The organism is Rickettsia felis URRWXCal2 (genome assembly GCA_000012145.1).
In the GTDB taxonomy this organism is placed as follows: Bacteria; Pseudomonadota; Alphaproteobacteria; order Rickettsiales; family Rickettsiaceae; genus Rickettsia; species Rickettsia felis.
Genome location: CP000053.1, coordinates 469,977 through 485,514, shown reverse-complemented (window position 1 = coordinate 485,514; position 15,538 = coordinate 469,977). Strand labels below are relative to the sequence as shown.

Sequence of the window (15,538 nt, the reverse complement as noted above, 5' to 3'; positions counted from 1 at the left end):
TACGAAGGTCGATAACATGAAACCACCAATCGCAAATAAACAAAATTACAGCTTTGAAGCCCACGGGCAAACAATAAACGATGATTATCAATGGCTGCGTGATCCTAAATGGCCAAATGTAGAAGACTCTAAAATTTTAGATTACTTAAAGGCCGAGAATAAATATACCGAAAATTTCTTTGCCGATCTGCAAAAGGATAAGGAAAAGATTTTTGAAGAATTAAAAGGACGAATCAAATTAGACGATGAGTCAGTTTATGTTAAGAAAAAAGATTATTACTATTACCATAGAGTAGAAAGCGATAAAAATTATCCGATATATTGTAGAAAGCATAATAGTATGGAAGCACATGAAGAGATAATATTAGATGTTAACTTTCTTACTCCAAACGGCAGTTTTACCGATGTTGCCAAAGTCACAATGTCACCTAATCAAAATTTAATGGCTTATAGCGTTAATTTTACAGGTAATGAGCAATATAATATCAAAATATACAATCTTAAAGAGCAAAAATACTTACCTGATAATGTAACGGATATAGCTCCTACTGTGATTTGGCATGAAAAATTAAACGGCTTTTTCTATATTACTATTAATGAGAATCAACGCTGGGATAAGGTAATGTTTCACCGTCTAGGTGAAGATGTTACTCAGGATAAATTAATATTTGAAGTAAAAAACCCTCTTCATTTTATCAGCTGTGAGAAATCTGCAAGTAGTGAATATATTTTTATAAATTCAGGTGATTATAATGAAAATGAAATTTACGTGATTTCTATGCAGGATGATAATTTTACTCCTAAATTAGTACGAGCTGCAGAAAATAAAATATTCTATGATGTAGAACATAATGGCGATTATTTTTATATTAAAACTAATTATAAAGCTAAAAATTTCCATATTGTAAAGCTACCGGTAAATAATTTTGAAAATGCTAATTGGGATGATATTTATATTAAGGAAGAACAAGACAAATATTTAAAAAGCTTTGAAGTTACAAATAATTATTTAATCTTAAATTATCGTGACCAAGGTTTACCGCTAATTAAAATAAAGCGATTTAAAGATTTACAAGAAAAAACAATTCATTTTCCTGACGAAAGTTTCCAAGCAAGTAGCTTTTCTACAAACTTTGAGGAAGACGATATCAGAGTAAATTACTCTTCTCTAGCAAGACCAAATACCACTTATAATTACGATTTTGATAGTGATAAATTAGCGATATTAAAGACCCAAGAAATACCTTCAGGCTTTAATCCTGAAGAGTATCAAGTAAAGAGAATATTTGCAGATAATGGTTACGTAAAAGTACCTATTACTTTATTCTACAAAAAATCTTTATTTAAAAAAGACGGCTCAAATCCTTTATATCTAATGGGATACGGAGCTTACGGGATTAGCATGCCTGTCAATTTTAGAAATACGGTAGTGACGCTTGCCGATCGTGGTTTTATTTACGCGGTTGCTCATATTAGAGGCGGTGACGATCTAGGTCATGGCTGGTATGAAGCAGCAAAATTTTTAACCAAAAAAAGAACTTTTGAAGACTTCATAGCTTGTAGTAAAGCTTTAATTAATGAGCAATATACAAGTAACAACAATATAGTAATAATGGGCGGTAGTGCCGGCGGTATGTTAATAGGTTATGTCCTCAATGAAAAACCTGAACTCTATAAATTAGCCGTTGCTCATGTACCATTTGTAGACGTACTTAATACCATACTTGATGAAAGCTTACCTCTAACTCTTTTAGAATATAATGAATGGGGTAATCCAAAAGAGAAAGAATATTTTGAATATATTAAATCATATTCCCCTTATGATAACGTAAAAGCACAAAACTACCCTGCTCTATTCATTACTTGCGGTATATCCGACCCACGTGTAGGTTACTGGGAACCGGCTAAATGGGTAGCAAAATTACGAGAACTAAAAACGGACAATAATCCCTTATTATTAAAAACAAATATGGATACGGGGCATAAAGGTTCTGCCGGTCGCTTTGATTATTTGAAAGAGATGGCTGACGAATTAGTATTTATTTTTAAAGTGTTTGATGTGGGGGTTTAAAGATTTTGGATAAATAAACGTCATTGCGAGGAAATTGCATAGCAATTGACGAAGCAATCTCAGGAATTTATTATTATTTCATGAGATTGCCACGCAGCCTACGGCTGCGTAGCTCATGACGATTAGTTATCCACACAAACAATGCCGTCCTCCTCCACGGTATGACAGAATAAATATAAAAAACCACATGCATAAAAATTATTTAGAACAATTACAAAAATTACCGATTACTTTAATTTTACTAATTAGCTTAATTTGCTGTATTGGTTTCATTGTGCTTTATTCTGCAGCGAATAGTAATTTACAACCCTGGGCTTACAAACAAATTATAAATTTTTGTATATTCTTGCCGTTAGCTATTGTTGTTGCATTGATAGATTTGCGTATAATCTTCAGATTATCATATATTTTCTATTTTTGTGTACTCACTTTACTAGTTGCCGTGGAGCTTTTGGGTTCAACTGCCATGGGCGGTAAAAGATGGATTGATATCGGTATAGTTAAGCTTCAGCCTTCCGAACCGATAAAAATTGCCGTTGTACTAATGCTTGCGAGGTATTTCCATTCACTAACAATTGATGATCTAACAAAATTCTATAAAGTTATCATACCGATTATCGGAGTTTTAATACCGGCTTTTTTAATAATTAGAGAACCGGATTTAGGTACGGGAATGATTGTTTTAATTGTTTCGGCAATTATATTTTTTGCAACGGGTTTTAGAATAAAATATTTTATAATACTAGGTCTTGCTGCTCTTATTAGCCTGCCTATTGCTTGGAATATGATGTATGATTATCAAAAAAAACGGGTAATGGTGTTTTTAGACCCTGAACACGATCCGCTCGGTGCTAGTTATAATATTATTCAATCTAAAATCGCTATAGGTTCAGGTAGCTTATTTGGACGAGGTTTAAATCAGGGTAGTCAAAGCCATTTGGATTTTCTTCCCGAACATCAAACCGACTTTATCTTTGCTACCTTTGCCGAAGAGTTTGGCTTTATAGGAGGAATGTTTTTACTAATATTATATTTTGCACTTATAACTATTTCTTTATTAATTGCCGCAAATTGCCGAGAGATTTTTAGTAAATTAATGGTAATAGGTATCACCTCAATCTTATTTAGTCACGTATTTATTAATATAGCTATGGTTATGGGCTTGCTTCCCGTAGTAGGCGTACCACTGCCATTTATTTCTTACGGCGGAACAATGATCGCATCCATGCTAATAGGCTTTGGACTTGTGATGAATGCTCAGGTACACGGGCATACCACTTTAAACTAGTTCAATTATATTTATAAAATTGATAATAAGTTGCACTTCATTTCTTTATTTATCGTATAAAGCGAAAATTCCTATTGACTTTTATATAAAACAGTATAGATTTCTTTACAATTTAATTTTTTATAAAGAATTTATGCTCGGCTATGAGAAAACACAAACAAGTTTAAATAGAAAACAAAAACAAGCATTAGGTATTTTGTCTATCGGAACTTTTCTTGAATATTTTGATTTATATTTATATGTACATATGGCAGTGCTTCTCAACGAGCTATTTTTTCCTAAAGCTGATCCTCAGACTGCTCTAATCTATGAAGCAGCTGCATTATGTTCAACATATGTATTTAGACCTATAGGAGCATTAATCTTTGGTTGGCTTGGTGATAATATAGGAAGAAAATCAACTATAATAATAACTACTTTGCTTATGGCTATAGCTTGTTTTATTATGACAAATCTTTCAACTTATGATGAAATAGGAATTGTAGCTACATGGGTTATGATAGCGTGCCGTATGGCACAAGGCATGTCCTCAATGGGGGAAGTAATAGGAGCCGATGTATATTTAACTGAATTTATTAAACCACCTGTACAATATCCAGCCGTAGCAACTTTAGATAGTTTTTGTATATTAGGTGGTTTTGGAGCATTATGCTTAGCTTCTTTAGTTACTTCATTTGGTTTTAGTTGGCGTATAGCTTTTTTAATAGGTGCTGGAATCGCTATAGTAGGAGTCATCGGAAGAACTTCACTTAGAGAGACACCGGAGTTTGTGGATGCTAAACGGTATTTAAGAAAAACTTTAGAACAAGCTAATATTGATCCTAAGAAGATAAAAGTAATATTAAAACTATTATAGCGTTTTTTTTATTAGATTGTGCAGGTCCTGTAGCATTTTATGTATCATATATTTATTGTGCTAATATATTAAAAAATACTTTTAATTATAGCCCTGCAGAAATTATTCATCAGAATTTATTTGTAGCAGCAGTAGAATTATTTGGAGCTTTTATGCTAGTTTATCTTAGCTGTAAAATATATCCTTTAAAGATTATAAAAATTAAACTTATAATATTTGGTATTTTTATTCTTATATGTCCTTATTTACTATATAATCTTACTTCACCGCTTCAAGTATTTTTTATTCAAGGATTTATAATGCTATTTGGATGTTTTATGAGTCCTGCTTTCCCTATCTTTTGCAAATATTTACCAGTTTTAAGAAGATTTACATATGCTAGTTTTTCTTTTGCTTTATCTAGAGCTGCTGTATTTACAATAACAACCTTTGGAAGTATTTTGTTAATAATATATTTAGACCATTGGGGAGTGATGGTAATTTTGGTACCTGTTACCTTAGGATTTTGGTATGGTGTAAACTACTTTAAAAAATTGGAGAAAGAAGCTGGAAATTATCCTGAAAAGCTATTTGAGGTTTATTAAAATCCATACCTAGATTTTTGTAGCACAGTTTAATTAATTGCTGTTTTATTTCATGTACCTCTATATACATAGCAATTTTTACAAAACTAATTAAACTTTCCTCTATAACTTTCCTCATTTTTTCAGGTGATTTAGCACCTAAAGTTTGTAAATTATGCATTCTGTCAAAAAACTTTATTAATACCGTATCATATCTTTTTTGTCTAACTAGCAAATTCAGACTTTCCTCTGCACTAATTTTTCCATAAGGCTTAACTCTAGTTAAACCCTCTACGTGCTTTGCTACTTCCAGTCCAAAAATTGCGGTTATCATTTCTTCAGTAAGTTCTGTATCTTCAATAGTATCATGCAGCAAAGCAGCTTGCAGCATAATAGCATTATAAAGCTTAGGAGCTTCTTCGGCTACAAACTCTGCTAGCATAATCGTTACTTCAATCGGGTGAGAATAATAAGGATCGCCTGATTGACGCATTTGTAAGCCGTGATATTTACGAGCGTAGTAAATACCTTTTTTAATTTTTTCTATATCAACAGGATTTTTTACTTTAGTGTTTAAATATTCAATTTTGTCTAATAGTTTTTTAGCGTAAACGCAAGTTTCAAACTTTTCTTTCCAAGAGCTTAAATCTTCCATAAAAGTCATTTCTTATTTTTATTAATAATAGTTGATTACAATTAAAGCAAAAATTAAAAAATTGCAATAATAAATAGTTTTTTAATCCTAAGGAAGCATAATAATTTTAACTCTTTGGTATTTAAGCAACTTTATTCTGTTTTATTAATTATTATTAAGCTTGTTTACCAAAAATCTTCTTTATATTATTTTTTTCTAAAAAATAGATCATTTTTTTTATTCAATATATCATCACGGTTTGTATATAAAGATTCGATAAATAAAGTAGAGTCCTTTAAAGCTAGTTGCACGGCTAAATTATCCATGTCATGTCTTTTTAAAGCTTTAGGACTTACAAATTCTTTAACCTTATTAAATGTTTTTTGTACATAAGCTCGAAATTTCCAGGAATAAGAATTTGTTATATGTATTTCTTGCATTTTTTGGGGATTTATTATTTCGTTTTTCCGTTCTTGCGTTTTAATAATAGCTATTTTCTTTAAGTTATCGTCTAAATCTTCTATTCCGATTGTATTGCGAATAATATCGTTTATACTAGTTACTATATTTTCCTCTTTTCTCTTACGCCTTGCTGCTAATATACTGCAAACGCCATCTAAGAGACTTTGTATTGTCAAATCCAAACTTTTTGCAAATAATTTAATTATAGCTTCCTCCTCTATAGTATTATTTTTAAACATCTTAGCCTCAGCAATTTGAAAATCTAGTATAATATTTCTTGTGGTACAATAAAAAGTGTAATAATAATTGTAAAACAAGATGTTTTCATGTTTTAGTTTTTCAACTTCTCTAAAGATTTCTGCTTTTTGTATTGTTCTACTGTCTTTTAGTATTTTATTATGGCTATCTATCTTAATTTCATGGGCATCTAATCTTTTATTTGCTCCAGCATCTAGTAATTTAAAATTACTGGTTTCCAACCTTATTTTCGCATCTTGAATTATTTCGGTTGCAAACTTTAGTTTGTTAGAACATTTAAATATCCGTTTTTCTTCTTCAGGCTTAAGCTTTTCATTCTTAATAAAGCAATCAAATTGTTCTTTGGATTCTAATTCATTAAATAGTTGCCCTCTTAGTTCTTTGTTAATTTCTGCTGGATAAATAGTGGCTATTTTCTTTAAATTATCCTCACCAAATTTATATATTAGATGTTCACCGAAAATACTTCTTCTTTCTAACAACATTACGAACTTATCTTTATTATTACCTGCATAAGATAAAAGATATTTTTCAGTAGAAAGTTTGGTATTTTCATTTGTAATACTACTTACATTGTTAATATCGCTTGCCGCTATCTTAAGCCCTACTCCTTTGTTTGAGAATAAAGATTTATGCGTTTTATACTGCTCTGCTAGCGGATCATCTGTTTCCGTAAGTAATTTAGTTGCAAACTCTTCTAAACTTACTCTCTAACTCATTTATCACACCGCTTTTTAATATGCTTTGACATATTTCTTTTAAAAATATTCGTGTTTCACTTATATTCGGTAGTTTGTTAAAACTCTCAGTAAACCATTCTATTACTTCAGGATTTTTACCTTTCTCATATTCTTGAGTAAGGTGGTGGGTTATTTTGTGTAGGGTGGTTTGGGCTTCTAGGTATAGTCCTTTGTAATGGTCTTTTGTTTTAGTTAAATCAATTATTGTTAATAATTCATTAATTGGCTTATAACTAGCTTTATTAAGTGGTATTACATTTGCTACTTCAATTAAGCTTATAGCAGCTGCATAATTAATATCATCTTTATGAGCTATAATTCTATTTTTTATGAAAGCAAAGGCTTTTTGAGTTAAATTTGATTTTATTTTTACTACCTTTGCAATACTCCTAGTGGCCTCATACTCAACGTTATAAGTGTTATGAGTTGTAATTATCTCTCTCAAAAAAGTAAAGACTTGCTGGGCTAAACTTGGTGCTCCCTTTACTACCCATGCTATATTTCTAATAAATTCAGACCTGATATTATATCCGGTATAAGGATTTGTAATTACTAATTTCAAGAAAACAAATGCTTCTTCGGCTAAACTTGACGTCTTTCTTACTATTTCTATTATGCTTCTAGTAACTTTGGGCTTAATATACTGGTTAGTTTTAGGATTTATAATCACTATTTTTAAAAAAGTAAATGCTCCTTGGGTAGGCATTACTTTTGCTATTTCCGCTATACTTCTAGTCGTTTCAAATTTGACATCGCTGTTAGCTTTAGGATTTGTAAATAGCTCTTTCAAGAAATTAAATGCTTCTGGTACCAAGCTTGGCATCATTATTACTATTTTCGATATGTTTTGAGCAGCTATGGATTGGGTATATGGATCAATTTTAGAATTTGTAATTACCCCTTTCAAGAAAGTAAATGCTTCCGAAGCTAAATTTGGGCTTGTTTCTACTATCTCTACTATGCCTTCAGTAGCTACAGATTTAAGATTATTTCCAGCATTAGGATTCATAATTTCCTCTCTCAAGAAAATAAATGCTTCTCGTGCTAAACTTGGTGTCAATTTTATTATCTTAGGCAAATTATTAGCGATTACATGCTTAACCGCACTATTAGGATTTACAAGTAGCTCTTTTAAAATAATAATTGCTTCTTGAGTAGGTATTGTTTTTACTGCCCAAAACAAGCCAGAGGCAGCTGCAAACTTAAGCTCATAGTTAGGTTTTATAAGTAGCTTTTTTGAGATAGTAATTGCTTTTTGAGTAGGCATTACTATTAATATTTTAACCAAACTACTAGTAATTAAAGTTTCATTTAAGAATTTATTATTTAGTTTGTATACTTGATTTAATACTTCCTCGCCCAAATCAGGTACAATAGTTATTATTTTGGCTAATATTATTTTTATATATTTATTTAATATCTCTTTATTTAATAACGGTACTATTTTTTTTAAGCTTTCTTGTAATACTGTTTGATCTATTGTCTCATCTAATATTTGTGCTAATTTTTGTAATACTAACTCCTTTAATTGCTTATTTTTAATTTTTAATAAGCCGATTAATCTTGTATAAACTTTAGTTTTACTACCCCATTCATTTGCTATTTGCTAAGCCTGTGATTATTTCTGTAGCTGTTTTAAATTCTTGAAATACAGCTTCTTTATTTTGTAATTTCTCATTTACTGTTTTAACAATCACTTCTGATAAATAGCCGCTGTCTATTATATGTTGTTCCCAAATTGGGATATCTTTTAGTACAATATCATCTATTAAATTTTGGATTTGTGTTAGATTTGGTATCCTGTTGTCAAATTTCCCATTAATTTTGCTTTGAGCTAACAAGTGCATTAATAATATAATCTTTCTTTCAATTCCTAGCTCTAATATACTGTCAACATTACATGTTACGGCTTCCCAAAATATTTCTATTAACTCTTGATTATTTTCATTATTTACTATCCCAGCTAAAAACTTCAGAGTCATTAGATATTTCGGGTCGTTTCTATGCTCCCCGATAAAACTTGCTGTTTTGCTTTTAGTATGATTATCTAATAATTGATTTTTTAAACGGAGTGCGGCTAAAAATTCTTGAAATGTTAAATGAATAAATTGATAATTTATTCCTTCTCTTTTTAATAATCCTTGTTCTATAACTTCATCTATATCTAATGTATCTTTCTTATCTTCAACTAGTTTTCTTTCTACTAACTTCCCTGTTACAACAAGTGATTCATAGGCTATCTGTTCTAAAAAACTCATTTTGTTTTTTAAGTGATTATTAGCTTCTGTTTTGTTTTTATATTTATTTTGTGTTTTTTCTAAATGCCTATTGTTAAGCCAACTTACTACTTCATGATATAGTTGACTTATATTAAAATCTTCATCACTGTTTTTTTGAAATTTATCCCTTATATCTTTATCGCTCCAAACCAAACATATTAATGCAGTATTGATAGGAACTTCGCATATTTCTTTTATTTGGCTATGAGTATCCAAAAAGCTTCTTAATTGCACTCCTAGCTCTTTATCATACTCAAAATTTTTATTTACATATTGCTCTATTCCCTCACTATCCCAGCCTGTATTTTCTACTTTCCGCTCAAACCTGTTACTCATTTCTTCTACAACCGCATTGGGTCTAGAAGTCATTATTACGTTTTTATATTGAAATACCGAATCCATAATATCTCGGTAATCACGGTCATTTTGGGATAAAAAAGCTACTTCATCGTAGCCGTCAAGGAGTAATAATACTTTGTCTTTGTTGGTTATATTGCTGATTTCTTCAAGCTTTATATCTTTAGAATCTAAGCAATAATGGATAAAACAACTTAATATATCTTCATCTATATTAGTACCGTAGCGTACCGTCCAATTGCTTAGCAATTCCTTTAATTTAATTCCAAACACGTAATTAATCTTATCGTTCCATAACTCCTCTTTGCCCCATTTATAAGATAGATAATGCATTAACGTAGTTTTACCTATTCCTGCACTACCGAGTAATAATACTTTACCTATATCTGCTTGAATTCTGCTTATTGATTCAGCTATATTTTTTATTTCTGATTCACTTTTATTAGGTAGATTCCTGCGAAGTATACCAAACTTTTTTTTCTCATTTTTTTCTTCGTTTAGTAACTCAACTATATTATCAATTTGATACTCCTTATTAGGTAGCTCTTTCTTAAGCAGCCCCCTTATCTTTTCTTTTGTATCTATAGCTTTAAAGATATTCTCTGGTTCTACTAGTTTCTTGTCTCCTGCAACTTTATCTCGTAATGCTGCCTTTCCTGCTTCATCATCTTCATTTAGTAATATCTGTAATTTTACATAATATTCCTCTAAAGACTGAGCTTTAATTTTCTCATCTTCTATTAGCTTTGGTAAAGTATTGTGAGAACTATATAAGGTTTTTAGTCTTGTTATTAATGGATTTAGAACTGAAGTTTGCATATTCTTAGCTGCTATTATAGGAAGTGTATCTCTAAAGTTTAATTTTTTTTCTCATATTAAACTATTAAAAGAAAATTTAAAGTTTTAATTTTTTTATTAATCTATTTTTTAGGAAAGCGATCACTTATAAGATTTAAAATAATATTATGCTCTAGAAATGCCTTAGCTCCGGCAAGTACTAAGGTAAACCCTTCAGTTGAAGAAATAGCCTGCTCTATCACTTCATCACCGTCACCTATAAAACCGGTATTTGTAATAGTAACAAAAGTTTCTTCTGAACTAATCGAAGTAAACTGCCATTCTACTAATGTTGGGATTTTATACGTATCCCATTCAATAAGTATTTTTTTATTTTTTTCAATTTCCTGCACGTTAATTTGAGCTGAGAAGCTGTACATTTCCCATGTCCAAGTGATTTGTTTCTTAACTTCTAGTCTATCGCTGCTTTTAGTAAACCAAAATTTTGAGGTAATATTAGGATTTATAAAAGCTTCAAATACTTGGTCAATTGGTTTACGAATAAGCATTGCTGCTTTCGCAGTTGGTTTTAACTGATTTATATAAACATTATTATTAATAGTCATTTTTAAAAACTTTTTTTAAATTATTACATTGTATAAATATCGTAGCCTATAGTAGTAAGATTTATTTTATTTTCAACTTATTTTTTATCAATCATACAAAAACATAATTTGGTTAGAGGTTGTATAATCGATACGTCTATCTATATGTAGAAAGTTTTTGTGAATACCAACGGACCAGCCGAGACTCCAAGCTAGAGCCGTTAGGTTACCTCGATAATTAGAGTCTGTAGTAGCAATATCAACGGCACAGCAACCTTTACCGCTATGGTGAGGATAGTCGTAGATGTGAAAAGAGTTCTTAGCTCCTTTTATTTTGGTATTATACTCACGTGTTCTGCAACCTGAAACAACCGGCATGGATTTACCGAATATATTACGTAGTTCAATTAATTTCTCTGCGAATCCTTCAGCTAGTACTATTTTACCGGTTTGTTTACAGGCAAGTTCGGAATGAGTAAAGTAAGGGATATAATATTTTCTGCTTAACTTTTTATACATAGAGTTTTTCTTAAATAATAACTCTAAGAATAACCAACACTAAGTCTTTATAATTTTTTCACTATTTTTACTATTATTAAGAAATGTAGTTAACAAAAATACAACTAATTAATAATATTTATTAATTTTTTAGTTAGCTATTATTGAATAGCTAGTAATAAGTTAATAAAATGAAACTATAAGTTTATAAAAATTAAGCAGATTAGACTTCCTGCATAAGTTATCTTATAAAGAGGAATTTGAAGGAGACACGGAGCACAGAACCGCAGCGTACATAGACGTACGTGAGGTTTCGAGCACCGGATCGACGTACAAATTACCTTTAGAAGTAATTTATGCAGGAAGTCTATTATAGGCTTTAAAAAGTCTTTAATATTTAGGTTATTATGCAAGTTGATAAAGAATCACATAATAGTGAATACTGGTATTTATTGGGTAAATCTCAAATATATATGGAACCGGAAAAAGCATTAGAGTCATTTAATAAAGCAATAAAGCTAAAACGTGATGATGCTTTATTCTACTTTAATAAAGGCATAGCTTTAGGATTATTAAATGAAAACGAAGAAGCGATTAAAGCTTATAATAAAGCAATAAAATTAAATCCTGATAATCCTGATTATATTTATATTAAAGGAGCAACTTTATTAATTATCATTAACAAACTTATTGAAAAACAACAATTTGAAAAAGCTACCGGAATATTAAGAGATAAAATATTTAATAAAATACATGATAATTATACAAAGGAAACTTTATTTACCCTTACAGGAATATGTTTATTTCATAGAAAAAAATATCAAAAGGCACTTATTAAGTTAAATCAAGCCTTAACTTTAAACCCTGAATCTTCTAGTGCGATTAATTTTAAATTAAGATGTTTAAAAGAATTAGGCTTTGCAAATAATCAGCTACCTAGAAATATAAATAATATAGAGATGCTATTAGATAAAGCTTTAAGTTTACTAAATGAAAAAAAGATTGAAGAATCAGAAAGATTTTTTAGAAGAATCCAAAGATTAGGTATAAAAAATAAAGAATTACAAATATGCTATCTTTTTATAAAGGCAATACATCTAAGTGATCAGAACAAATACTATGAAGCACTTGCTTCTATAAATGAGGCTTTAGAATTTAAAATTGAATATGAAAAACTAAATTTATATAGACATAAAGCCGTATTGCTAAATTTAATAAGAAAATATAAAGAGGCAATGGATTGCTGTAATTACGATTTAAAGCACGGAGCAGGTCAAATATCAGAGAGAAACAGAGGAATAATACTCGCAGCAAAAGCTTTTAGCTATGCAAGCCTTGGGGATATAGAAGAAGCTAAAGAGCTTGTTAAAATTTTGCCTCCGGAATTAAACCCCTTATACGGTAAAGAAGAAATAGAAGAGAAAGGCAAATTATTATATTTCCCGTCTATACGATAAATATATTATAAATTCAAGGATTGTATTTTTACAATAGGGTTTAGAACAAATAGAAAAAATAGTTAATTGTTTGACTGTTTGTTTAAATAATATTAACCTTTAACTTAACAACTTAATAATATTCTTAACAGTTGATATATTTTGAGCCAATAGATCAAAGATTTTAGGATAGACATCATTTAGAAATTCGCTTATAGGGAGGAATTTGAAGGAGACACGGAATGCAGCACCGCAGCGTACATAAAAGTACGTGAGGATGCGAGTACCGGATCGACGTACAAATTACCCCTAGAAGTAGAGTTTCTAAAGATATCGATAATTAATAGGTTTTAAATACTATTAACAAAATTATTCCAATGGCAGACGATAAAGAGGATATACAGAATAATAAGGATGATGCTCAGGTTAAAAATGAGCTTGGAGCAATTAAGGCTCAACTTACCGCTACTGCGAACCCTGCCGAACTTGCACGTCTAGCAAGTGCTGCAGCAGGTTTAGCAGCAAGTACTAATAATCCTGAACTACTAGAACAAATTAAAGGCGTACAAGCTGCAATTAGCAAAAAAGAAGAAACTGCCGAGCAGAATATCTCTTCTAAAATAGCTGCTGAGAATTTAGAAGCACCACAGCAACAACACGACCCAGAAATTGTGCGTGAACAAGAATTGCATGAAAGACATGAGAGCTTTAAAGCCCAACATGCAAAGCTCATGCAAGATGCAAGTGAATATATAGAGCAGAAGAAGCAAGAAAATAACAATTTACAAGACCTCTTAAATGACCTTCGAGAGGGCAAGGAAATTACTCCAGAAAGATTACAATCGTTTATTAAAACTCCGGAACAAATTAGAGAAGATAGTGAAAAAGAAAAAGCTATAAAAGAAGCTCAGCAGCGAGCAAATCAGCATTATCAAGAAATGCAAGCCGAAAAAGAAAGGCTGCAAAAGCAACGGGCTGAGTCTGCTAAACAGGCAGAAGAACAACGCAAAACTAACGAAAAACTCGTCGGTAAAGAATTAGAACAAGGACAGCAGAAATTAGCCGCACTTGATAATAAAACACAACAAACAGATGTTAAATTAGCAGCCATCCACCCAAAAATGGAAGAAGCTAAAAAGATGAAAGATGAGGCGGATAAGAATGCTAAGGAGTGGGAAAAAGAAAAGAATATTAATGAAGAAATTAAAAAGGAAATAGAAAAGCATAAAGAAAAAAATCCTCAATTATATAATTCAGCATTTGATGATTTCTCAACTTTACTTCTCAATCAAACAGAAGCTGTTAAAACCGGTGAAATTAAAGATCTTGAACTACGTAATAAATTTTAAATAAAGAAAATCAACTAGAAATACCTACCAAAACTCCTGAAGAAATACCGACAAAATCTCCAATAGAAATTCCGCCTATAATACCGGATACTATAAAGCCCGAAATACCGATTCAAGCACAATCTAAACAAGAAACCGTCTATGAAAAAGTCACTCGTACGCTTGGTGATAAAATTGTAGAACTAAAAGAAAAATTTAATTTTAAGCAAGTGTCAAAAGAAGAATTAGCAAATACTCAACAAGAATTAAGAACAGGATTACAAAAACAAACTCCTACACTTTCAAAAATAATAAAGGTACAGCGGTTAATCAACATTTAAACAGAATTAATCAGCAAAATAAAAAGAATGAAGGTCATACTAGATAATAACAACTTTAATAGATTACCTATATGTCGAAATCAGATGCTAGTCGATATCTTGATGAAAATAAGACTATTCTATGCACTGCTAATAATTTATATAAACGAGCTTTAGAAGGATTCAATGATACCAATATATTAAAAGAGCAACAAGGTTTAACTCATCTTGTAATGTCTGGTTATACTGTAGCTAGAAGTCAGCTAACTAAAGCTCTTCTTTTTGGTAAAATTGATGCTTGTGCCGGTCTTGCTTTATTCAATCAACAAGGTATAGGTGGCCCTGTAAGTCCATATAATCAAAAATTATTTTTAACTATCGGTAGTAAATTTGGGCATCCTGCTTGTATTCAAGCTTTAAAAAATTTACAAAACAATAATTGCGACGTTGAAAAAGAAGCAAATATTTGGGTAAATCATATAAACACTTATAAAATAGATTTAAATAAAGAAATAACGATTAAAGATATACAACTAGTAGACCTAACTTTAGGAAATGCTCTTTTAAAAAATGATATTCGTTTAGACACTTATAATGCTCATATACATATTACAAAAACAAAAGAGGAAATAACTGAAGCTTTTGTTCCTCCTCCTGCTCCGAAGCCGGCTAATTATTACGATCCTCATTATAATAAAAATACCACTACAACTACGACGACTAATACCTACGTCCCGCCCACCGGAGCAACCAAAGCAATCCGTTAAACCTATGGGACAACATCCTCAAGAAAAAGAGGGCTGCGAAATATGTTAACCCTCTCTTATTATTAGCTGTTGTTGTATAGCTCAAGAAAAGTGTTCGGTGTCATTCTTAGCTAAAAGCAGGAATCCATTATAAAGCGAGATAAATCGAGCTTTTAATTTCAAAAATTTGCTGTATTTATACTTTTTTTGGATTCCTGCTTTTAGCTAAGAATGACATACAGAGCATTTACCGGTCCACCGCAACAATGCCCGCTTGCAATGACGGATAAACCTATCCACGCAAATCATAATTGCGTGAA

General features: G+C 30.8%; 13 protein-coding genes and 2 pseudogenes. 9 read left to right on the top strand and 6 right to left on the bottom strand.

What is annotated here, in order from left to right; genetic code table 11:
* Window positions 1–16 precede the first annotated feature (16 nt).
* The 4 genes from RF_RS02455 to RF_RS11300 all read left to right on the top strand — a co-directional run bounded on the left by RF_RS02455 (window position 17) and on the right by RF_RS11300 (window position 4,799).
* Entirely contained in the window at window positions 17–2,071 is a 2,055-nt protein-coding gene (locus tag RF_RS02455; RefSeq protein WP_041405312.1) for a S9 family peptidase, read from the top strand.
* A gap of 187 nt (window positions 2,072–2,258) precedes the next feature.
* A complete protein-coding gene (gene rodA / locus RF_RS02450) occupies window positions 2,259–3,359 on the top strand; it encodes a rod shape-determining protein RodA (RefSeq protein WP_039595421.1) in 1,101 nt (366 codons plus the stop codon).
* 133 nt (window positions 3,360–3,492) lie between these two features.
* On the top strand, window positions 3,493–4,215 hold the full coding sequence (locus RF_RS11305) for an MFS transporter (RefSeq protein WP_011270785.1): 723 nt from the start codon (window positions 3,493–3,495) through the stop codon (window positions 4,213–4,215).
* 152 nt (window positions 4,216–4,367) lie between these two features.
* The gene (locus RF_RS11300) at window positions 4,368–4,799 is read left to right on the top strand and encodes a hypothetical protein (RefSeq protein WP_011270784.1); all 432 of its coding nucleotides are present in this window, start codon (window positions 4,368–4,370) and stop codon (window positions 4,797–4,799) included.
* Here RF_RS11300 and RF_RS02440 read toward each other — a convergent pair.
* From RF_RS02440 to RF_RS02405, 6 genes are all read right to left on the bottom strand, one after another.
* A complete protein-coding gene (locus RF_RS02440; RefSeq protein ID WP_039594909.1) occupies window positions 4,741–5,433 on the bottom strand; it encodes an HD domain-containing protein in 693 nt (230 codons plus the stop codon). The two genes, RF_RS11300 and RF_RS02440, sit on opposite strands and share 59 nt — an antisense overlap.
* A gap of 185 nt (window positions 5,434–5,618) precedes the next feature.
* Window positions 5,619–6,617 (bottom strand): hypothetical protein, encoded by a 999-nt coding sequence (locus tag RF_RS11295; RefSeq protein ID WP_011270782.1) that lies wholly within the window; start codon window positions 6,615–6,617, stop codon window positions 5,619–5,621.
* Between the two features lie 196 nt (window positions 6,618–6,813).
* Window positions 6,814–8,235: a hypothetical protein gene (locus RF_RS08050; RefSeq protein WP_011270781.1), complete on the bottom strand. Its 1,422-nt coding sequence runs from the start codon at window positions 8,233–8,235 to the stop codon at window positions 6,814–6,816.
* 229 nt (window positions 8,236–8,464) lie between these two features.
* Window positions 8,465–10,327, bottom strand: a complete 1,863-nt coding sequence (locus RF_RS02415) for an NACHT domain-containing protein (RefSeq protein WP_011270780.1) — start codon at window positions 10,325–10,327, stop codon at window positions 8,465–8,467.
* Between the two features lie 101 nt (window positions 10,328–10,428).
* Entirely contained in the window at window positions 10,429–10,911 is a 483-nt protein-coding gene (locus RF_RS02410) for an SRPBCC family protein (protein ID WP_011270779.1), read from the bottom strand.
* An 87-nt stretch (window positions 10,912–10,998) separates the two neighbouring features.
* The gene (locus RF_RS02405) at window positions 10,999–11,409 is read right to left on the bottom strand and encodes a D-Ala-D-Ala carboxypeptidase family metallohydrolase (RefSeq protein ID WP_011270778.1); all 411 of its coding nucleotides are present in this window, start codon (window positions 11,407–11,409) and stop codon (window positions 10,999–11,001) included.
* 202 nt (window positions 11,410–11,611) lie between these two features.
* Here RF_RS02405 and RF_RS08695 point away from each other — a divergent pair.
* From RF_RS08695 to RF_RS02390, 5 genes and pseudogenes are all read left to right on the top strand, one after another.
* Window positions 11,612–11,746, top strand: a pseudogene (locus RF_RS08695) (palindromic element RPE1 domain-containing protein); the annotation flags it as partial.
* Between the two features lie 49 nt (window positions 11,747–11,795).
* Window positions 11,796–12,845: a tetratricopeptide repeat protein gene (locus RF_RS02400; protein ID WP_011270777.1), complete on the top strand. Its 1,050-nt coding sequence runs from the start codon at window positions 11,796–11,798 to the stop codon at window positions 12,843–12,845.
* 183 nt (window positions 12,846–13,028) lie between these two features.
* A pseudogene (locus RF_RS08690) lies at window positions 13,029–13,160 on the top strand (palindromic element RPE1 domain-containing protein); the annotation flags it as partial.
* A gap of 41 nt (window positions 13,161–13,201) precedes the next feature.
* A complete protein-coding gene (locus RF_RS02395) occupies window positions 13,202–14,173 on the top strand; it encodes a hypothetical protein (RefSeq protein ID WP_011270776.1) in 972 nt (323 codons plus the stop codon).
* Window positions 14,174–14,564: 391 nt separating this feature from the next.
* Window positions 14,565–15,239 (top strand): hypothetical protein, encoded by a 675-nt coding sequence (locus RF_RS02390; protein ID WP_011270775.1) that lies wholly within the window; start codon window positions 14,565–14,567, stop codon window positions 15,237–15,239.
* The last annotated feature ends 299 nt before the right edge of the window (window positions 15,240–15,538 follow it).

Coding starts and splice junctions, on each gene's coding strand:
- RF_RS02455 (WP_041405312.1), top strand. CDS start 17: ATGAAACCACCAATCGCAAATAAACAAAATTACAGCTTTGAAGCCCAC.
- rodA (WP_039595421.1), top strand. CDS start 2,259: ATGCATAAAAATTATTTAGAACAATTACAAAAATTACCGATTACTTTA.
- RF_RS11305 (WP_011270785.1), top strand. CDS start 3,493: ATGCTCGGCTATGAGAAAACACAAACAAGTTTAAATAGAAAACAAAAA.
- RF_RS11300 (WP_011270784.1), top strand. CDS start 4,368: ATGCTAGTTTATCTTAGCTGTAAAATATATCCTTTAAAGATTATAAAA.
- RF_RS02440 (WP_039594909.1), bottom strand. CDS start 5,433: ATGGAAGATTTAAGCTCTTGGAAAGAAAAGTTTGAAACTTGCGTTTAC.
- RF_RS11295 (WP_011270782.1), bottom strand. CDS start 6,617: ATGTTGTTAGAAAGAAGAAGTATTTTCGGTGAACATCTAATATATAAA.
- RF_RS02415 (WP_011270780.1), bottom strand. CDS start 10,327: ATGCAAACTTCAGTTCTAAATCCATTAATAACAAGACTAAAAACCTTA.
- RF_RS02410 (WP_011270779.1), bottom strand. CDS start 10,911: ATGACTATTAATAATAATGTTTATATAAATCAGTTAAAACCAACTGCG.
- RF_RS02405 (WP_011270778.1), bottom strand. CDS start 11,409: ATGTATAAAAAGTTAAGCAGAAAATATTATATCCCTTACTTTACTCAT.
- RF_RS02400 (WP_011270777.1), top strand. CDS start 11,796: ATGCAAGTTGATAAAGAATCACATAATAGTGAATACTGGTATTTATTG.
- RF_RS02395 (WP_011270776.1), top strand. CDS start 13,202: ATGGCAGACGATAAAGAGGATATACAGAATAATAAGGATGATGCTCAG.
- RF_RS02390 (WP_011270775.1), top strand. CDS start 14,565: ATGTCGAAATCAGATGCTAGTCGATATCTTGATGAAAATAAGACTATT.